20 protein-coding genes and 1 tRNA gene are annotated in these 19,377 nt (G+C 65.0%); 13 read left to right on the plus strand and 8 right to left on the minus strand.

Annotated features, from left to right (window positions below):
- Positions 1 to 201 precede the first annotated feature (201 nt).
- Entirely contained in the window at positions 202 to 1,395 is a 1,194-nt protein-coding gene (locus tag C7416_RS24865; RefSeq protein ID WP_018004945.1) for a Do family serine endopeptidase, read from the minus strand.
- 20 nt (positions 1,396 to 1,415) lie between these two features.
- Here C7416_RS24865 and C7416_RS24870 point away from each other — a divergent pair, with 20 nt between their 5' ends.
- A complete protein-coding gene (locus C7416_RS24870) occupies positions 1,416 to 2,162 on the plus strand; it encodes a Nif3-like dinuclear metal center hexameric protein (RefSeq protein WP_111521353.1) in 747 nt (248 codons plus the stop codon).
- 56 nt (positions 2,163 to 2,218) lie between these two features.
- Here the strand turns inward: C7416_RS24870 and mscL are convergent, their stop codons facing one another.
- The gene (mscL, locus tag C7416_RS24875; RefSeq protein WP_111521354.1) at positions 2,219 to 2,644 is read right to left on the minus strand and encodes a large conductance mechanosensitive channel protein MscL; all 426 of its coding nucleotides are present in this window, start codon (positions 2,642 to 2,644) and stop codon (positions 2,219 to 2,221) included.
- A gap of 214 nt (positions 2,645 to 2,858) precedes the next feature.
- Here mscL and petA point away from each other — a divergent pair, with 214 nt between their 5' ends.
- From petA to C7416_RS24915, 8 genes are all read left to right on the plus strand, one after another.
- A complete protein-coding gene (gene petA, locus C7416_RS24880; protein ID WP_018004948.1) occupies positions 2,859 to 3,476 on the plus strand; it encodes a ubiquinol-cytochrome c reductase iron-sulfur subunit in 618 nt (205 codons plus the stop codon).
- A gap of 2 nt (positions 3,477 to 3,478) precedes the next feature.
- The gene (locus C7416_RS24885) at positions 3,479 to 4,882 is read left to right on the plus strand and encodes a cytochrome b (protein ID WP_012354073.1); all 1,404 of its coding nucleotides are present in this window, start codon (positions 3,479 to 3,481) and stop codon (positions 4,880 to 4,882) included.
- Between the two features lie 36 nt (positions 4,883 to 4,918).
- On the plus strand, positions 4,919 to 5,662 hold the full coding sequence (locus C7416_RS24890; protein ID WP_111521355.1) for a cytochrome c1: 744 nt from the start codon (positions 4,919 to 4,921) through the stop codon (positions 5,660 to 5,662).
- A gap of 214 nt (positions 5,663 to 5,876) precedes the next feature.
- On the plus strand, positions 5,877 to 6,488 hold the full coding sequence (locus C7416_RS24895; RefSeq protein WP_010812311.1) for a glutathione S-transferase N-terminal domain-containing protein: 612 nt from the start codon (positions 5,877 to 5,879) through the stop codon (positions 6,486 to 6,488).
- 57 nt (positions 6,489 to 6,545) lie between these two features.
- On the plus strand, positions 6,546 to 7,034 hold the full coding sequence (locus C7416_RS24900) for a ClpXP protease specificity-enhancing factor (protein ID WP_111521356.1): 489 nt from the start codon (positions 6,546 to 6,548) through the stop codon (positions 7,032 to 7,034).
- 51 nt (positions 7,035 to 7,085) lie between these two features.
- Positions 7,086 to 7,161: transfer RNA gene (locus C7416_RS24905), tRNA-Thr, on the plus strand.
- Positions 7,162 to 7,368: 207 nt separating this feature from the next.
- Positions 7,369 to 8,283 (plus strand): sensor histidine kinase, encoded by a 915-nt coding sequence (locus tag C7416_RS24910; RefSeq protein WP_111521357.1) that lies wholly within the window; start codon positions 7,369 to 7,371, stop codon positions 8,281 to 8,283.
- Between the two features lie 14 nt (positions 8,284 to 8,297).
- Entirely contained in the window at positions 8,298 to 9,059 is a 762-nt protein-coding gene (locus C7416_RS24915) for a LytR/AlgR family response regulator transcription factor (RefSeq protein WP_111521358.1), read from the plus strand.
- Between the two features lie 37 nt (positions 9,060 to 9,096).
- Here the strand turns inward: C7416_RS24915 and C7416_RS24920 are convergent, their stop codons facing one another.
- From C7416_RS24920 to C7416_RS29005, 5 genes are all read right to left on the minus strand, one after another.
- A complete protein-coding gene (locus C7416_RS24920) occupies positions 9,097 to 9,417 on the minus strand; it encodes a 2TM domain-containing protein (RefSeq protein ID WP_111521372.1) in 321 nt (106 codons plus the stop codon).
- 141 nt (positions 9,418 to 9,558) lie between these two features.
- Positions 9,559 to 10,491, minus strand: coding sequence for a sugar kinase (locus tag C7416_RS24925; protein ID WP_111521359.1), 933 nt, complete (start codon positions 10,489 to 10,491; stop codon positions 9,559 to 9,561).
- Between the two features lies 1 nt (position 10,492).
- Positions 10,493 to 11,527 carry a Zn-dependent oxidoreductase gene (locus tag C7416_RS24930; RefSeq protein WP_111521360.1) on the minus strand — a complete coding sequence of 345 codons (1,035 nt, stop codon included), beginning with the start codon at positions 11,525 to 11,527 and terminating at the stop codon, positions 10,493 to 10,495.
- Between the two features lie 35 nt (positions 11,528 to 11,562).
- On the minus strand, positions 11,563 to 12,771 hold the full coding sequence (gene manD, locus C7416_RS24935) for a D-mannonate dehydratase ManD (RefSeq protein WP_111521361.1): 1,209 nt from the start codon (positions 12,769 to 12,771) through the stop codon (positions 11,563 to 11,565).
- Positions 12,768 to 13,016, minus strand: a complete 249-nt coding sequence (locus tag C7416_RS29005) for a hypothetical protein (protein WP_146604302.1) — start codon at positions 13,014 to 13,016, stop codon at positions 12,768 to 12,770. Before C7416_RS29005 ends, manD begins: the two co-directional genes overlap by 4 nt.
- Before the next feature lie 24 nt (positions 13,017 to 13,040).
- On the opposite strand from C7416_RS29005, the gene C7416_RS24940 reads away from it, so the two are divergent.
- The 3 genes from C7416_RS24940 to C7416_RS24950 are packed head-to-tail and all read left to right on the plus strand — an operon-like array spanning position 13,041 to position 17,481.
- Positions 13,041 to 14,504: a mannitol dehydrogenase family protein gene (locus C7416_RS24940; protein ID WP_111521362.1), complete on the plus strand. Its 1,464-nt coding sequence runs from the start codon at positions 13,041 to 13,043 to the stop codon at positions 14,502 to 14,504.
- A gap of 21 nt (positions 14,505 to 14,525) precedes the next feature.
- On the plus strand, positions 14,526 to 15,545 hold the full coding sequence (locus C7416_RS24945) for a TRAP transporter substrate-binding protein (protein ID WP_111521363.1): 1,020 nt from the start codon (positions 14,526 to 14,528) through the stop codon (positions 15,543 to 15,545).
- A 43-nt stretch (positions 15,546 to 15,588) separates the two neighbouring features.
- Positions 15,589 to 17,481, plus strand: a complete 1,893-nt coding sequence (locus tag C7416_RS24950) for a TRAP transporter large permease (RefSeq protein WP_240988213.1) — start codon at positions 15,589 to 15,591, stop codon at positions 17,479 to 17,481.
- A gap of 107 nt (positions 17,482 to 17,588) precedes the next feature.
- Here the strand turns inward: C7416_RS24950 and C7416_RS24955 are convergent, their stop codons facing one another.
- Positions 17,589 to 17,777, minus strand: coding sequence for a DUF1484 family protein (locus tag C7416_RS24955; RefSeq protein WP_111521365.1), 189 nt, complete (start codon positions 17,775 to 17,777; stop codon positions 17,589 to 17,591).
- Between the two features lie 533 nt (positions 17,778 to 18,310).
- Between C7416_RS24955 and C7416_RS24960 the strand changes: the two genes are divergently transcribed.
- Positions 18,311 to 19,377 (plus strand): type VI secretion system Vgr family protein (locus tag C7416_RS24960; RefSeq protein WP_146604303.1); only part of this gene is annotated, 1,067 nt, incomplete at its 3' end.

Here is a 19,377-nt window from a genome sequence, read left to right on the forward strand (position 1 = left end):
GCATGGCACGCCGGTGGACCGATCCCGATGGGCTGCTATCGCCTGAACAACCGGCGTCGCGCGGCATGACACCTGCGGCTATGTCGCAAGTCGAAGCACGCCGACCCGTCCCGTCACCGCCACGTGCCCGGGGGAATGCGGCCATAAAAAAACCCGCCATCGCTGGCGGGTTTGCTGACTCCGATAGGGGCAAGGCCCGGCTTACTCCTCTTCTTCAAACGGCAACGAGCGGCGCGGCGGCGGCGGCCGTTTGCCAATGGTGACCGTCAGGTCCGTCGGCTTGCCGCGCCGGATCACCGTCATCTTGATGTCCACACCGGGCTTGAGCTGCGCAATCGCATTCAGAAGCGCGGTGGTGTCCGTGATCGACAAGCCATCCACCTTGGTCAGCACATCGCCTGGCCGCACGCCCGCCTTGTCGGCCGGGCCGCCCTGGACCACGGCGGCAATCAGTGCACCTTCCTTGGCATCGAGGCCGAACGACTCGGCGATCTCCGGCGTCATATCCTGCGGCTCGACGCCGATCCAGCCGCGCGTCACGCTGCCGGTCGAGATAATCGACTCCATCACCTGCTTGGCCGTCGATACCGGGATGGCGAAACCGATACCCAGCGAGCCGCCCGAACGCGAATAGATCGCCGTGTTGATGCCCAGCAGGTTGCCCTGCGCATCTACCAGCGCGCCGCCCGAGTTGCCGGGGTTGATCGCGGCATCGGTCTGGATGAAGTTTTCGAAGGTGTTGATACCCAGGTGGCTGCGGCCAAGTGCGGACACGATGCCCATCGTCACGGTCTGGCCCACGCCGAACGGGTTGCCGATGGCCAGCACCACATCGCCGACCTTCACGTTCTCGAGCCGGCCCAGCGTGATCGCCGGCAGGTCCTTGAGCGTCACCTTCAGCACGGCCAGGTCGGTTTCCGGGTCGGAGCCGACCACCTTGGCATTGGCCTTGCGGCCATCGGTCAGCGCGATCTCGATCTCGTCGGCGCCGTCGACCACGTGGTGGTTGGTTAGAATGTAACCCTCGGCGCTGACAATGACGCCCGACCCCAGGCTGGAGACCGGCTCCTGCCGCTCGGGCAGGCGGTCGCCGAAGAAGAATCGGAACCACGGATCCTCGGCCTGCGGATTGGGCGAGCGCTTGTTGCCGTTCTTGCTGGTAAAGATATTGACCACCGCCGGCATGGCCAGCTGGGCGGCTTCGCTGTATGACCCTTCGGCCGCAGGACCGGACACGTTGGGCACGACCTCCTTGAGCGCCACGATGGGCGAGCCGGATTGGACCGCGACGCGCCCCCTCTGCAGCCATTCAGGCTTCAGCGTTGCCACGACGAACCAGACCGCCAGCACGACGGTGACAGCCTGGGCAAAGAACAGCCAAAAGCGCCGCAACATATTGGAGTTTTGAGCAGAAAATGAAAACAAAAGAGCTTGAATTGTACTTGAACGACCTGTTGGAAGTTTCCCGCTACAAGGACTATTGTCCCAATGGGCTGCAAGTGCAAGGTCGCTCGGAGATCACACATGTGGTGACCGGGGTGACGGCAAGCCTGGCACTGGTCGATGCCGCGGTAGAGGCGGGCGCCGACGCCATTCTCGTGCACCACGGCTATTTCTGGAAAAACGAGGATGCGCGCGTGGTGGGGCAGAAGCATGCGCGCCTGAAGCGCCTGCTCGGCGCCGATATCAACCTGTTCGCCTACCACCTGCCGCTGGATAATCACCCGGAATTCGGCAATAACGTGCAACTTGGCCTGCAGCTCGGCTTCACGCCCACCGGCCGCTTCAGCGACGACCAGCTGGGCTGGACCGGCACGCTGCCCGCGCCGATGCCGCTGTCCGCGCTGGCTGCGCATGTCGGCGGCGTGCTCGGGCGCGAACCGCTGGCGATCGGCGCGCCGGAGCAGATGATCCGCACCGTTGGCTGGTGCACGGGCGGGGCGCAAGGGTACTTCGATGCCGCGGTGGCCGCCGGCGTCGACGCCTATCTGAGCGGCGAAGTCTCGGAGCAGACCACGCACCTGGCGCGCGAGAGTGGCGTGGCGTATCTGGCGGCGGGCCATCATGCGACCGAGCGCTATGGCATTCGCTCGCTGGGCCAGCATGTGGCCGAGCGCTTCGGCCTGCGCCATACCTTTATCGATATTCCGAATCCGGTCTGATCTGACACAAAACAAAACGGCCCCAGCGGGGCCGTTTTATCGTTCGGGATTCGAAATCAGCGCGCCTTCAGGCTGTCACGGATTTCACGCAGCAGCGCCACTTCCTCGGGCGGGGCGGCGGGCGGCGGCGCCGGTTCCGCCGCGCGCATCCGGTTGAAGGCGCGCACCATCAGGAAGATGATGAAGGCCAGGATGATGAAGTTGACAACGATGGTCAGGAAATTGCCATAGGCAAACACCGGCACGCCGGCCTTCTTCAGGGCATCGAGCGTCAGCGGTGTCCCGGGAGGGGGATCCGCCAGAACAATGAACATACTGGAGAAATCCAGCTTGCCCACCACACGGCCCACCAACGGCATGATCAGGTCGTTGACCACCGAATCCACGATCTTGCCGAAGGCCGCGCCAATGATCACACCGACAGCCAGGTCGATGACGTTGCCGCGTACGGCGAAGGTTCTGAATTCCGAGATCATGCCCATGGGGGGTTCTCCTTCTTGTGGCTATGGATGAACGGTTTCAAGCTGGAAGCCTGCCGCATCACTCACCGGAAATCAAGCGTGCAGGCGGATTTCCGGGGTGCATGTCCGATAATCGCGCGCGGCCGTGGCATTTTCTGCCTATCTAGTGCGCAGGTGTCTAAGGTACACTTTATGGTTGACGCAAAATCTAAATTGACTTCCCCTGGGGTTTGGAATGAGTGACCAGCAAGACGTGAAGAGCGTGGATAAAGGTCGCCGCAATTGGTTGATCGCGACATCCGTCGCTGGCGGCGTCGGAGGCGTAGCGGTAGCGGTTCCTTTCGTCAGTACCTTTGCACCATCGGAGAAGGCCAAGGCCGCGGGTGCCCCAGTCGAGGCGGATATCGGCGCCCTGAAGCCGGGCGAGATGATGACCGTCGAGTGGCGCGGCAAACCGGTCTGGATCATGCGGCGCACGGAGGAGCAACTGGCGTCGTTGAAGAAGACGGACGGCGAAGTGGCCGATCCCAATTCCGATATCCCGTTCACCATGCAGACGCCCGAGTACTGCAAGAACGAAACCCGTTCGCGTCCGGAACACAAGGACGTGCTGGTGGTAGTGGGCATCTGTTCCCATCTCGGCTGTTCCCCCTCGGGCCCCTTCGCCCCCGGTGCCAATCCTCAACTCGGCACTGATCCCGGTTTCCTCTGCCCCTGCCACGGTTCGACCTTCGACCTGGCCGGGCGCGTCTTCAAGAACAAGCCGGCTCCACAGAATCTCGATGTTCCCCCCTACCAGTTCCTGTCCGAAAGCAAGATCGTGATCGGCAAGGACGAGAAAGGAGAAGCCTGATCATGGCGGCCGAAAAACAAGTCAAGACGACCGGCCTGCTGGGCTGGATCGACGCCCGCTTTCCCGCGACCCAGCTGTGGGAAGACCACCTGTCCCGCTACTACGCGCCGAAGAACTTCAACTTCTGGTATTTCTTCGGTTCGCTGGCGCTGCTGGTGCTGGTGATCCAGATCGTCACCGGCATCTTCCTGGTGATGAACTACAAGCCGGACGGCACGCTGAATGCCGCCGGCATTCCGGTGGCCTTTGCCAGCGTGGAATACATCATGCGCGAAGTGCCGTGGGGCTGGCTGGTGCGCTACATGCATTCGACCGGCGCCTCGGCCTTCTTCGTCGTGGTCTACCTGCATATGTTCCGCGGCCTGCTGTACGGTTCGTATCGCAAGCCGCGCGAGCTGGTCTGGATCTTCGGCTGCCTGATCTTCCTGTGCCTGATGGCCGAAGCCTTCATGGGCTACCTGCTGCCGTGGGGCCAGATGTCGTACTGGGGCGCCCAGGTGATCGTGAACCTGTTCTCGGCCATTCCGGTGATCGGTCAGGACCTGTCGCTGTTCATCCGCGGTGACTACGTGGTCAGCGACGCGACCCTGAACCGCTTCTTCTCGTTCCACGTCATCGCCGTGCCGCTGGTGCTGCTGGGCCTGGTGATCGCCCACATCATCGCGCTGCACGAAGTGGGCTCGAACAACCCGGACGGCGTCGAGATCAAGGCCAAGAAGGACGAAAACGGCATCCCGCTGGACGGCATCCCGTTCCACCCGTACTACTCGGTGCATGACCTGCTCGGCGTGGGCGGGTTCCTGATCCTGTTCTCGGCCGTGATCTTCTTCTTCCCCGAAGTGGGCGGCTATTTCCTGGAAGCCAACAACTTCTTCCCGGCCGATCCGCTGAAGACCCCGCCGCATATCGCGCCGGTCTGGTACTTCACGCCGTTCTACTCGATGCTGCGCGCCACCACGTCGAACTTCCTGCCGATCCTGTGGGTGTTCTTCGCGCTGCTGCTCGGCATGGTGTTCCTGCGCAGCAAGGATGCGCGCGTCAAGATCGGTGCCATCGCCATCGCGGTGATTCTGGCCGTGGGCTTCTACTTCATCGACGCCAAGTTCTGGGGCGTGCTGGTGATGGGCGGCTCGGTGGTGATCCTGTTCTTCCTGCCGTGGCTCGACTGCTCGCCGGTCAAGTCCATCCGCTATCGTCCCGCCTTCCACAAGACCATCCTGATCGTCTTCGTGGTGGTGTTCCTGGTGCTCGGCTATCTCGGCGTGCAACCGCCGTCGCCGGTGGGTGAGAAGGTGTCGCAGCTCGGTACGCTGCTGTACTTCGCCTTCTTCCTGACCATGCCGCTGTGGAGCCGTGTCGGCGAGTTCAAGCCGGTCCCGGAGCGTGTCACGTTCCACCCGCACTGAGCGAAGCGAACCCCGACAAGAGCACAAGGACACAAGATGAAAAAGCTGCTTTCGATCCTCGCGCTGGCCGGCGCCTGCATTGCCGGCGCGCCCGCCATGGCTGCCGAGGGGGGCTTCCCCCTCGAGCCGGCGCCGGTGAACACCGCCGACCTGTCGTCGCTGCAGCGCGGCGCCAAGGTGTTCGTCAACTACTGCCTGAACTGCCACGGCGCATCGATGATGCGCTACAACCGGCTCAAGGACATCGGCCTGACCGACGACCAGATCCGCGAGAACCTGCTGTTCACCGCGGACAAGGTGGGCGAGACCATGAACATCGCCATGCAGCCGAAGGAAGCCAAGGCCTTCTTCGGCGCGCAGCCGCCTGACCTGTCGGTGATCGCGCGCGCCCGGGGCGACGACTGGCTCTACACCTACCTGCGCACGTTCTATCGTGACGACAGCCGCGCCACCGGCTGGAACAACCTGGTGTTCCCGAGCGTCGGCATGCCGCACGTGCTGTGGGAACTGCAGGGCCAGCGCGCCGCCAAGTTCACCGAAGTGGAAGAGCATGGCGAGAAGGTGCACAAGTTCGCCGGCTTCGAGCAACTGAGCCCGGGCAAGCTGAGCAAGGTCGAGTACGACCAGATGGCCGCCGACCTTGTCAGCTTCCTCGACTGGATGGCCGAGCCCGCGCAGAACCACCGCAAGCGCCTGGGCGTCTGGGTGCTGCTGTTCCTGGGCGTGTTCACCGTGTTCGCCTGGCGCCTGAACGCGGCGTACTGGAAAGATGTGAAGTAAGTTGTGCCAGGGCCTGGTTCAGGCCCTGATCCAGACAGGCCAGGGGCGGTTGCTGCGAAAGCAGCGCCGCCCCTGGCCTTTCTAATTTGTAGCAGCTAGAAGCCTGAGCAAAAGCGCCGCATTTGTCACTTATTTGCTTTTCGGTAGCCGAGTTTGGCAGAATGGCAGACCTTACTGTCCGACCCAGCTCCGGCTAAGCCCAAGGAATCCAACCATGATGGTGTTGTATTCGGGTACGACTTGCCCGTTTTCCCAACGTTGCCGCCTTGTCCTGTTCGAAAAGGGCATGGATTTTGAAATCCGCGACGTCGACCTGTTCAACAAGCCCGAAGATATTTCGGTGATGAACCCGTACGGCCAGGTGCCCATCCTGGTCGAGCGCGACCTCATCCTGTATGAGTCGAACATCATCAACGAGTACATCGACGAGCGCTTCCCGCACCCGCAGCTGATGCCGGCCGACCCGGTGCAGCGCGCCCGCGCCCGCCTGTTCCTGTTCAACTTCGAAAAGGAACTGTTCACCCACGTCTACACGCTGGAGAACGAAAAGGGCAAGGCCGCGGAAAAGAACCACGAACGCGCCCGCGCCGCGATCCGCGACCGCCTGACGCAGCTGGCACCGATCTTCGTCAAGAACAAGTACATGCTGGGCGAAGAGTTCTCGATGCTCGACGTCGCTATCGCGCCGCTGCTGTGGCGCCTGGACCACTACGGCATCGAGCTGTCGAAGAACGCCGCGCCGCTGCTGAAGTATGCTGAACGCATTTTCAGCCGTCCCGCGTACATCGAAGCGCTGACCCCGTCCGAAAAGGTGATGCGCCGCTAACCGGCACCGGCCCGACGGCAACCGCCCTCGGGCCATCGCGGCGCCATTGGAAGCACAATGCCTGAAACCTCCACCAAGCCCTACCTGATCCGCGCCATCTACGAATGGTGCACGGACAACGGCTTCACGCCGTACATCGCCGTCTTCGTCGACGCCAACACCAACGTGCCGCGCGAGTTCGTCAAGAACAACGAGATCGTGCTGAACGTCAGCTTCGACGCCACCAGCGGCCTGGACATGGGCAACGAGTGGATCACCTTCAGCGCACGCTTCGGCGGTGTATCCCGCAAGATCGACGTGCCCGTCGAGAACGTGCTGGCGATCTACGCGCGCGAGAACGGACAGGGCATGGCCTTCCCGGTCGAACGCAGCGTGCCGGAGACCCAGGCCGCCACCGAACGTGAAAACAACCCGCCGCCCAAGCTCGCCCCGGTCGAAGCCGAAACCCCGGCAACCACCAGCGACACCGGCCCCGGCGACGACGACACGCCGCCCCCGGTGCCCCGCATCGGCGGCAAGAAGCCTGCACTGAAAGTAGTGAAGTAAGCCATCCCAAAGCCGACCGCAATGCAGTAGAATCGCGGTCTGCATCAATATGCCGGCTTAGCTCATCAGGTAGAGCAGTTGATTTGTAATCATCAGGTGGCGGGTTCGAGTCCTGCAGCCGGCACCAGAATTGAAAGACGGGCTACGCATGGCGTGGCCCGTTTTGTTTTTGGGATGTCCGAGGCGGTGTCACAGCGGTAGCCGGCCCACACCCGGGCGTCGACGCCTGATTTCCGTCGTTTCACGCCGCCATCCCGTCGATTCCCGGCACCCGCATATCAGCCCCCTTGGGGCCGGTGGTAACCTGCACAAATTCGCACCCCAACCACCGCCCGTGCCTTTCCCCCACTCGCGCCTCTGGCGCGCCGCCCCCGAGCAGCGTGCCTATGAAGAAGCCCGCCACCGCGTGCGCGCGTTGCGCTTCTTCTATCTGCATGCCATGGTCTACGTGGTGGTGAACGCGATGCTGATCGGCTTCCATCTGCTGGGCCCGTCGCACCGGCCGTGGGCGGGTGGCCCGCTGCTGGGCTGGGGCATCGGCCTCGCGGTGCACGGCATCATGACCTGGGGCCGCGTCGGTCTGCTTGGGCGGCGGTGGGAAGAGCGCAAGATTGCCGAGTACATGGCGCAGGAACAGGTGCGCACGCTGTCGACGGAGAAGCAGCTGGTCGAGGCGCGCATGAAGCTGCTGCAGGCGCAGATCGAGCCGCACTTCCTGTTCAATACGCTGGCCAACGTGGTCAGCCTGATCGAGCCCGCGCCGCAGAAGGCCACGATGATGCTGGAGCATTTCATCGCCTACCTGCGCGCGTCGCTTGCCGCCAGCCGCGCGACACAGGGTACGGTGGCGCAGGAGGCGAAGCTGCTGCGCGATTATCTGGCGCTGATCCGCATCCGCATGGGCGAGCGGCTGCATTACGCGGTCGATGTCGACCCGGAGCTCGAAGCGATGCCGCTCGCACCGATGCTGCTGCAGCCCGTGGTCGAGAATGCGATCAAGCATGGCCTGGAGCCGAAGATCGAGGGCGGGCGGCTGCTGGTCCGGCTGGAGCGGCGCGGCGCGCGCATGCTGGCGACGATCGAGGACGATGGCATGGGCTTCCGGCCGTCGGCGGGCGCCGGCGTCGGCCTGTCGAACCTGCGCGAACGGCTGGCGGTGCTGTATGACGGCGATGCCCACGTCAGGATCGAAGAGCGCTCGCCGGGCACCGCGGTGCTGATCGATCTGCCGCTGCCGCCTGCATCCTGAACCGGAGACGCCCGATGACGCCAACCGCCCTGATCGCCGATGACGAAGAACACCTGCGTGCGTACCTGCGCGGCAAGCTGCAGCGCCTGTGGCCGGAGTTGCAGATCGTTGCCGAGGCGACCAACGGCATCGAGGCCGCCGAAGCCATCGCACGGTTGTCGCCGAACGTCGCCTTCCTCGATATCAAGATGCCTGGCCTGTCCGGGCTGGAAGTGGCGCAGGGCATCGAAACCGATACGCGGCTGGTGTTCGTCACGGCCTATGACGAATTTGCGCTCGATGCCTTCGAGCGGGCGGCGGTGGACTATCTGGTCAAGCCGGTCAGCGAGGAACGGCTCGGCCGCACCATCGAGCGGTTGCGCAAGGCGCTGCAGGAAGCGGCGCCCCTGCCCGAACTGGCACAACTGCTGAACCAGCTGACCCGCGCCCAGCCGCGCGCGGAGGGCGGCGGCCAGTTGCGGTGGGTCCGCGCCAGCCGCGGCAATACCACCAGCCACGTGCCGATCCAGGAGGTGATGTACTTCCAGAGCGACGACAAGTACGTGGTAGTCCATACCCGCGATGGCGAGCACCTGATCCGCACGCCGCTGGCGGAATTGATCGCCGGCCTGGACCCGGAGGTGTTCTGGCAGATCCACCGCTCATCCATCGTCAATATGGAATACGTGGCCGGCACGCGGCGCGACGAGTCGGGCCGACTCTTTGTCCGGATGCGCGGCAGCGATGCCGAACTGCCGGTGTCGCGTGCCTACATGCATCGGTTCCGGCAAATGTAAGCTGGCCGGCGCCACGCGCCGCCGGCCAGAGGTCCGGCTAGTGCCGGTCCATGAATTCCTGGATCTTGCGCTGTTCCCAGTCGCGGCCGCGACGCGACAGCCTGCTCCAGACCAGCAATCCATGCAGGGCCAGTCCCAGTCCCCAGGCCAGCGTGGTGGTCAGCGGCCACGGCCAACCGGTGGTGGCGTAATGCGACCACGGCGGCGACGGGAAGTAGAAGAAGCGGAACCACAGCCACGCATTGACCACGGCGTAGACCAGCAGGTGGATATACCAGCCGCGCAGCGCGCGCACCATGCGGCGCGCGCGCCAGTAGGCCATGGCGTTGGGATCGTTGGGCGGGAAGGCGTGGTGCATGGGATACCTCGTCGTCAGGAAGATTGGCATGCGACAGGTATAGGCCACCGCCTGGCGCCGTTCCAGGCCCATGGGCTGAATCGACGGATTCCGTTCGCGAGCGGGCGCGCAGTCAGCGTGAATGTCGCGGCGTCGCCACCTTCAAGATTGCGCTTTCAGCGCATTCCAGACCGCCTGCGTCTCCGGCAGCGGGGCCACGGCGCCCTGGCCGGTGGTGGCCAGCGCGGCTGCCACCGCCGCCCATCGGGCAGCGGACACAGCGTCATCCCCGGCTACCAGCCGCGCCAGATAAGTGCCGTCGAAGCAGTCGCCTGCGCCGGTGGCGTCGACAGCGTCGACGGGGAAGGGCGCCACCGCGGTCCGCTGTCCGCCGGCGGACACCAGGCAACCCTGGCTGCCCAGCTTCAAGACCACATGCGGTGCGCCCATCCGGTGGCACCAGTCGACGATGCCTTCGGGATCGTCGATGCCGGCAAGCTGGCGCACGTCGTCAAGGCTGGGCAGGAACAGGTCGCACAGGGACAGGGTAGCGAGGATGACCTCGCGGGCCCGCTCCAGGGGCCAGAGCTTGAGGCGCAGGTTGGGATCGTAGGACACCTTGGTGCCGGCCTGGCGGGCGATGCGGATGGCCTCGCGCACGGTGCGCGCGGCAGACGCGCTGATGGCCTGGCTGATGCCGGAGACGTGTAGCCACGTGGCACGTTCCAGCAATGCCACCGGCAGGTCGGCGGGCTGCATCCGGCTCGCGGCGGAACCCGTGCGCCGATAAGTGAAGATGTGGCCATCCGGCCCGTGATGGACGAAGTAGAGGCCGGTAGGCGCCGAGCCGTCGATGACCACGCCGCTGGTGTCGACCCGCTCGGTGCGCAACAGGTACACGCACATGCGGCCGAATTCATCGTCGCCCACCCTGGTCAGGTAGGCGCACCGCGCACCCTGGCGGGCCGCGGCGATGATGGCGTTGGAGGTATCGCCGCCAAAGCCCTGCACATAGGTACGCGAATCGCGCGGGCCGGCGTGGTTGAACTCGACCATGGGCTCGCCGAGCGCGACGATGTCGAAGGTCGCACGCATGTCACGCGTCCTCGCCCAGGTCGAGCAGCACCTTGCAGCAGGCGCGCGGATGGCTTTCGGCGAGGTCGAAGGCGCCGGCCACGTCGCGGAAGTTGATCTGGTGCGTAACGATACGGCCCGGGTCCACCAGCCCCCGTGCAATCCAGTCGATCACGGTGGGAAACATCGCGCAGTTCAGCCGCGAGGCGTACAAGGTCAGTTCCTTGCTGGTCAGCGCCTGCTGCGGCACGGCCGACGGCGCGGCGGAAAACCCGAGCACACCGATGCGGCCCGCCGGCGCGGCCATCGCCACGGCTTCCTCGAGGATGGCGGGATGGCAGACCGCGTCGTAGATCAGCGTTGGCCCGCCGCCCACGCCGCGCCGTTCGAGGGCGCGGGCAAGGGGTTCGCGCGCGGTGTTGATGATCTCGTCTTCTTCCGCGCCGCAGCCGCGCGCCAGGGCCAGCCGCTCATCGACATGATCGGTGATGAAGGTGCGTACGCCATACACACGCTTCAAGACTTGCAGCAGGTTCAGGCCGACCGGCCCGGCACCGTAGATCAGCGCCACGTCGGAGGGCAGCACACCGGTGCGGTGGGTGGCGTTGGCCGCCACGGCAAACGGCTCGATCACCGCTGCACTGGCGCTCGGCATGCCGTCAGGGACAGTGTAGGCGTTACGCGCCGGCACGCATGCGAATTGGCTGAAGCCGCCATCGCGGTGCACGCCTATCACCTGGAGCCGCTGGCAGACATTGTGCCGGCCGATGCGGCAGGCATGGCACTGGCCGCAACTGATCACCGGATCCACCACCACGCGCTCACCGATGCGGTCAGCGCCGACGCCAGAGCCGACCGCATCGATATGGCCGACGAACTCATGCCCGATCACGCGTGGATACGTCGCAAACGGATTCTTGCCATGGTAGATATGCAGGTCCGAACCGCAGATGCCGGCGAGGCGGACGCGCACGCGCACCTCGCCCTCGGCAGGGCATGGGTTGGGCCGCTCGCGCACCACCATGCGGTGCGGTTGCTCGACCACGATGCTAAGCATGCTTGCTCCTTGTTCCGGTCAACTGGCGCTGGCCGCTACCAGTTCCACATCGCGCCATCGCGCAGCCGCGCCACCGGCAGGTAGGCGCGCTCGTACGGATACCGGGCCGCCAGCGCCTCGTCGATATCGACGCCAAGGCCGGGTACGTCGTCCATTACCAGGTGGCCATCCTCCAGCCGGTAGTTGTGCGGAAACACCTCGTCGATCAGTGGGCCATGCGGCATCAGTTCCTGGATGCCGAAGTTCGGCGCCCACAGCCCGAAGTTGACCGCCGCCGCCATGCATATCGGTGACAAATCGGTCGCGCCGTGAAAGCCGGTTCGGACCTGGTGGATCGCGGCGAAGTCCGCGATGCGACGCACATGCGTGATGCCGCCGGCGTGGACGATGGTGGTGCGGATGTAGTCGATCAGCTGATGGCCGATCAGCTCCTTGGAATCCCAAAGTGAATTGAAGACTTCACCGACCGCAAGCGGGGTGGTGGTGTGCTGGCGGATCAGCCGGAATGCCTCCTGGTTCTCCGCCGGAGTTGCGTCTTCCAGCCAGAACAGGCTGAAGGGCTCCAGCGCCTTGCCGAGGCTGGCCGCTTCGATCGGTGTCAGCCGGTGGTGCGCATCGTGCAGCAGATGCGGGCCGAAGCCGACGGCTTCGCGCACCTTGCGGAACAGTGCGGGCGTGTGGCGCAGGTACAGCGCTGTGTCCCAGGGCTCCTCCGGCGGCAAGCCCTTCTGCGCTGGTTCGTAGTGGCCGGGTTGCGTGCCGACGCCATACACCTTGGACAAGCCCGGCACGCCAGACTGCACGCGAATCGCCTTGTAGCCCTGTTCGATATGGCGGTGCACCGCATCGATGGCCTCGGCGTGGTCGCGGCCATTAGCGTGGCCGTACACCATCAGGCCATGGCGGCTGCGGCCGCCCAGCAACTGGTACACGGGCATGCCGGCCAGCTTTCCCAGGATGTCCCACAGCGCCATGTCGATGGCCGCGATGGCGGTCATCGTGACCGGACCGCGCCGCCAGTAAGCGCCGCGGTAGAGGTATTGCCAGATGTCCTCGATGCTGCGCGGATCGCGGCCGATCAGGCATGGGATCACATGTTCGTCCAGGTACGCCCGTACCGCGAGCTCGCGGCCGTTGAGCGTGGCGTCGCCGAGTCCGTACACGCCTGCATCGGTGACCACCTTGACCGTCACGAAGTTGCGCCCCGGGCAGGTGACGATGGTTTTTATCTGTTCGATCTTCAAAAGGTGTCTCCGGCCGGATCGTCGTTGTCTTGGCCCGATGGCGCCGCCTGTTTGCGTAACGCCAGCATCGGTGTGGATGCGGCCAGAGTACTGCGGGCCGAATGCGGCGGAGTACGGCCGATTCCGCAATCAAATGCAGCCTTTGCCGTAGTGAATCGCGAAAGCACCGCACGTTGGACACCACGGCTGCGTGCAAACTTCATCGCATCGAAGATATCGCCGGATGCACGCACGATGCCGCTCACAATTGACTTGCCGAGGTACCGCCGATGAGGCTCACGCAACGCAACTGTTGCCGCGCCAACGCCGAGGTGCAACAGCCAGGCTACGATCGCAGCCGCTTGTCGCGCGGCGTGCTGCACCTGGGCCTCGGCGCGTTCCATCGCGCGCACCAGGCGCTGTACACCGAGGCCGCGATCCACGCCGGGGACAGCCGCTGGGGCATTGTCGGCGTCAGCCTGCGGGAGCCGCGCACACCACGTACGCTGGCGGCGCAGGATTTCCTGTATTCGGTGACCGAGTGCGAAGGCGCTGCGGCCACCACGCGCGTCGTCGGCGCCGTGGTGCAGGCGTGGTATGCCCCGCATGCGCTGGAGGAGGTGCTCGGCGCGCTGGCCGACCCCGGCATCGCCGTGGTGACCTGCACCGTGACAGAAAAGGGCTACTGCCTGCATCCGTCCAGCGCCGACCTGGACACGCAACACCCCGATATCCGACACGACCTGGCTCATCGCGACGCGCCCAGAAGCACGCTCGGCGTACTGGCTGCCGGACTGCGCCGTCGGCCCGCCGGGGCGCCGCTCAGCATCGTGTGCTGCGACAACATGCCAACCAACGGCGACACGCTGCGCAAGCTGCTGGGGCAGTACGCAGCGCTGAAGGACCCCGTGCTGGCCCGTCGCGTGCGCGACGACGTAACCTTCCCCAACACCATGGTGGACCGCATCGTCCCCGCTGCCACGCCCGCATCGCGCCGTGACGCGCAGCGCCGCCTGGGTTTGCGCGACGAGGCCGCCATTGTCTGCGAGGCCTTCACGCAGTGGGTGATCGAGGACCGCTTCGCCGGACCCAGGCCGGCGTGGGAAGCGGGCGGCGCGCTGCTGACCGGCGATGTCCGACCGTTCCAGGCGATGAAGCTGCAGCTGCTCAACGGCACCCATTCCGCTATCGCTTATGCCGGACAACTGTGCGGCCTGCAGACTGTTGCCGAGGCCATGGACGATCCGCTGGTCGGCGCCTTCGCCCGCGGAGTGATGGCTGACCTGCGCGCCACCGTGCAAGCGCCGCCCGGATATGACGTGGCCGCTTACAGCGAGGCCTTGCTGCAGCGCTTCCGCAATGCCGCGCTAGACCACCGCACGGCGCAGATTGCCGCGGATGGCACGCAGAAGGTGCCGCTGCGCTGGCTGCCGGCCCTGCGCGAAAGCCTCGCAGCCGGCGTCGCGCGGCCATGCCTGGAGCGCGCCCTGGCGCTGTGGCTCCACTATTTGCGCTGCGACACCAACCAGCACGGCGAGCCGCTGGCCGCCTCCGATCCCGGTGCTCCGCCGCTTGCCGCCGCGTTGCGCGGCGCGCACGACGATACGGACGCCATACACCAGGCCCTGGCGCATGGTGCCGTCTTTGGCGAGGCACCGTGGCCCAAGCAGTTCCAGCTGCGGCTGGCCGCACACCTGACGGTGCTGCGCGAGCGCGGCGCCGCGGCGCTCATGTCCTTCACGGCGACAACTTGAACAACAGGAGACAAGCACATCATGGCCAATCGGTTAACTCGCCGGCAGTTCGGCGCACTCGCTGCCAGCGGACTGGCGCTGGCCTTGCCCGGGCGCAAAGCGTTCGCCCAGAACGCCACGATCAAGCTCAGGTATGGCACGGCCTTTCCCGCGGACCATCCCGGCACGCTGCGCATCAGGGAGGCCGCCGAGGCCATTCGCCGGGACACCGGCGGCAAGGTGGACCTGCAGGTCTACCCCAACAGTCAGCTTGGCAGCGAGCCTGACATGGTGTCCCAGGTCCTCGCCGGCGCCATCGACTTCATGTCTACCGCCAGCACCAATTTGCAGACACGCGTGCCGGCCGCCAGCATCAACGGCGTGGCCTTTGCCTTCAAGGACTACACCACGGTATGGGCCGCGATGGACGGCGGACTGGGGGCCTATGTGCGCAACGCGCTGGTCAAGGTGAACCTGCACGTGTTCGAGAAGTGCCTGGACAACGGCTATCGCAATATCACCTCCGCTACCCGGCCGGTGAACACGCCGGCGGACCTGAAGGGATTCAAGATCCGCGTGCCGGCGATCCCGTTGTGGGTGTCGATGTTCCGGATGCTGGGCGCGGCGCCGACGGTGATTCCGTTCGCCGATCTCTATTCCGCGCTGCAGACGCGCGTGGTGGATGGACAGGAGACGCCGCTGTCGCTGATCCGCAGCGGCAAGTTGTATGAAGTGCAGAAGTTTTGCTCGATGACCGCGCATACCTGGGACGGCCACTTCATCTTCGGCAATGCCAGGAAATTCCAGGCACTGCCGCGCGAGGTGCAGGCTTCGCTGACGACGCGCTTCGCCGCCGCGGCGCTGAAGCAGCGCGAGGACGTCGCGCGGGTCGACGTCGAAGCGCAGGCGGAGATGACCCGGCTTGGCATCGCCTTCAACCGCCCCGATCCGGCGCCGTTCCGCAAGCTGCTGCGGGAGGGGGGCTTCTATGCGGAGTGGCGCAAGAAATTCGGCGACGAGGCCTGGGAGATGCTCGAAAAATACACCGGACCGCTGGTCTGAGGCCAGGCGCCGTCACGCCGATATGCAAGAGGAGGAGATCATGATGGAGCACGCCGCCGATCCACTGGTATCGGCCCATGCCGCCCGCAGCGCCCGCACCGACGGTACGCCACCGCCCGCCAGCGCGCGCTGGGGACGCATCCTGGCCTGCCTGGTGGAAGTGCCGGCCGCGCTGATCGTCGTCGCGGAGACGCTGATCCTGGGGGGCGGCGCCTTCGCACGCTATGCCCTGCATGCGCCGCTGCCGTGGACCGAGGAGCTTGCCGGCATCCTGTTCCTGTGGCTGGCAATGCTCGGCGCCATCATCGCCCTGCAGCGCAGTGCGCATATGCAGCTCACCACCTTCGTCAGCAGGCTGACGCCGCGGCGGCGCGCGTGGGTGGACGCCTGCGGCATGTGGATGGTGGTGGCATTTCTGTTGCTGCTGGTGCCGCCGGCGTGGGAACACCTGGCCGAACATGTGGAGGTGCTGACGCCGACGCTGGAGGTCAGCGAAGCCTGGCGCGCGGCGGCGGTGCTGGCCGGCACCGTGCTGATGCTCGTCACCGCCGTGATCCGCCTGTTCGAGCGCGCGAGCCGCACGCAGGCGGCCATCAGCGGCGTGCTGGTCGGGCTCGGCGGCGGCGCGCTATGGCTGCTCTCACCGGTGCTGATGGAGCTGGGCAATGCCAACCTGGTGATCTTTTTCCTGCTGATGCTGGTCGCCTGCGTCGCCATCGGCGTACCCATCGCCTTTGCCTTCGGACTGTCCACGCTGTGCTATCTGGCGTTGTCCACGGCCACGCCGCTGTCCATCATCCCGAATCGGATGCAGGAGGGCATGTCGCACCTGATACTGCTCGCGGTGCCGCTGTTCATCTTCCTGGGCGGGCTGATCGAAATGACGGGCCTGGCCCGGGCGATGATTCAGTTCCTGGCCGGGCTGCTCGGCCATCTGCGCGGCGGACTGCAGTACGTGCTGCTCGGCGCGATGTATATCGTCTCGGGCATCTCCGGGTCGAAGACGGCCGATATGGCGGCGGTCGCGCCGGCGCTGTTCCCGGAGATGAAGCAGCGTGGCGCCAAGGATGGCGAACTGATCGGGCTGCTGTCGGCGTCCGGCGCAATGTCGGAGACGATTCCGCCCAGTATTGTGCTGATCACGGTCGGTTCCGTCACGGGCGTGTCGATCACCTCGCTGTTCATCGGCGGACTGATGCCGGCGCTGGTCGGACTGGCGATGATGGCGCTGGTGGTCTGGTGGCAGACGCGCAAGGAAGACATGCGAAACGTGCCGCGTCCGTCCGGCCGCGCATTGCTGAAATTGCTGATGGTGGCACTGCCGGCGCTGGCATTGCCGGTCATTATCCGTACCGCCGTGGTGGAGGGTGTGGCCACTGCCACGGAGGTATCGACCATCGGCATCTTCTACGCGCTGCTGGCCGGCGTGCTGATGTACCGTCAGTTCGACCTCCGGCGCATTTATCCCATCCTGGTCGATACCGCGGTGCTGTCCGGCGCGATCCTGCTGATCGTGGGTTGTGCCACCACCATGGCGTGGGCGCTGACGCAGTCCGGGTTTGCGCAGGACCTGGTCAGCATCATGTCCGCCGTGCCGGGCGGGAAGACCGGTTTCCTGCTGGTGTCGGCGCTAGCTTTCGTGATCCTGGGCAGCTTGCTGGAAGGCATCCCGGCCATCGTGCTGTTCGGGCCGTTGCTGTTCCCGATTGCCAGAATGGTAGGCGTGCACGAGGTGCACTATGCCATGGTCGTGATCTTCGCCATGGGGCTGGGCTTGTTCGCGCCGCCGTTCGGCGTGGGGTTCTATGCCGCCTGCGCCATCGGGCGCGTGTCGCCGGACGTGGCGATGCCACGGGTGTGGCCGCATATGGCGGCGCTGTTCGTGGCGCTGGTGCTGTTGACGTTGGTGCCGTGGTTTTCGATCGGGTTTTTGTAATTGGACTTTACGTTGGCTGGTGCCTGTTATCTCCCTCTTATGCGGGATAGGGAGATAACAAGCGAGAGGAGACGCACTTAACCGCAACGCCCGGCAAGCGGTCTGCATCAGGAGGCCGGCAACTCGTCCTCCAGCACTCGCTCCAGTTGCGCCTTCACCAACCCCAACAGGCAAAACGCCGCAAAGCCGCCTTCCCACCATTCACTCTGCTGCTCCAGCAAGGCAAGTACCCCATCAATGCCTGCTGCCACCGCCAAGAGACTGTACCGCGCCGTAGATAAATCGATTTCCGACATAGGACCTCCAATCGTTGCATGAAGGTCCGCCGCGCGACGCAAGAGGAGGGCGGCGGGCCTGACGACGAGGGTGGAAACCGGTGTCACAACTATTGCCGGTCAGCCTTTCGGCTGCCTCATCCGGCCCGCCATGGGTGGCTTGCACGTATAGGCAAGAACGGTCGTCATGGACGACCGTTCGGTTGAGACATCGAGTTTCCACACTCGGTCACCGTTGTTCGATGACAGCCCCAGTCTCTCGCGGCGCGGCACGCGGCGCGATAAGACAGTTCGCATTCCTATACGGACGCCGCATCCTGCCCGAGGCTCGCACGTTAGCAAATAGCCGAAATCCTAAGTGCGCATTCGAACCGAGAATTCGTCCCGTTGAAGGGACAAAAGCTCTGGATATTTGATCGAGATGAATATCGGGCTTCGAATCCGGATCCCCGCTCGTTGATTTCCTTTAGATGCAGAGGCACAAATGGCCGATTGCTATGCGCCGAGGTCGCAATAGCGCGTCCGAACAACACGGCGGTTTGACGCATCGGAAAATGGACACTGCAAGCCTCTACCAACATCTCTTTTCCTCTACCCATCGTCTGTATGCAATGGATGGAGAAGGGCCGCTCGAGGAGTTGGCGGTGGAGGGCTGGATCGGCCGCGATGCCATCTCGGCGCTGTTCGAATGGCGCATCGTTGCGGTCAGCGCCAATGCCGACATCGCGCTGGACAGTCTGATGGGGCAGCGCATCACGCTGCTGACTACGCTCGCCGGCGGTGGCCAGTCACGCCGCACCGGCCTGATCCGCCAGGCCGAGAAGCTTGGTGCCGACGGCAGCCTCGCGCGCTATCGCCTGACTTTGGTCCCGTGGCTGTGGCTGACCACGCAGCAGCGTCACAGCCAGGTGTTCCAAGGTCGGACACTCGACAGCATCATCGAAGCCGTTCTGCAGGACTATGCGCCGTATGCGCAGTGGCGCTATGCGGCTGGAGCCGAAGCCCGCATCGCCGCGTTCGGCGAACGCGACCACATCGCGCAATTCCGCGAGACCGACTATCAGTTCCTGTCACGCCTGCTGGCCGAGGCCGGTCTCGGATATACCGTGGTGGAAGACGACGAAGCACCCTTCGGCCATGCCGTGGTGATCTTTGCCGACGGCGCGCAATTGCCAGAAGACTCCGAATCGGCGGCCGGCGGCGGTATCCGCTACCACCGCGCGCATAGCCAGGAATCGGTCGATGCCATCCAGCAGTTGATCTGGGAGACGCGTGCTGCAGTGGGCGGCGTGGCAGTGAGCGCCTGGGACCCCGAAGTAAAGCGCGCGATCCGGGCGCACGCGCCGGCGCGCTACGGCGTCTTTTCCGGCCGTGCCGTGAGCCCGGATCCCTATTTTTCAGTCAGCCTGTCGCTGGCACCGGACCTGGCCAGCGCGCAGCGCGTCGCCGAGCAGGTGATGGAAGCCATCGAAGCCCGCGCACTAGTGTTCACCGGCAGCGCTTCCGTACGCAGCCTGCGCAGCGGTACGCGCCTGACCGTCACGGATTGCCCGCACCTGCCGCCCCAACCGGACGATACGGCGGGGTATCCGCTGCTGCTCGATGCGGTGGAACACTGCGG

This window comes from Cupriavidus phytorum, from assembly GCF_003254285.1.
Taxonomy (GTDB): domain Bacteria; phylum Pseudomonadota; class Gammaproteobacteria; order Burkholderiales; family Burkholderiaceae; genus Cupriavidus; species Cupriavidus phytorum.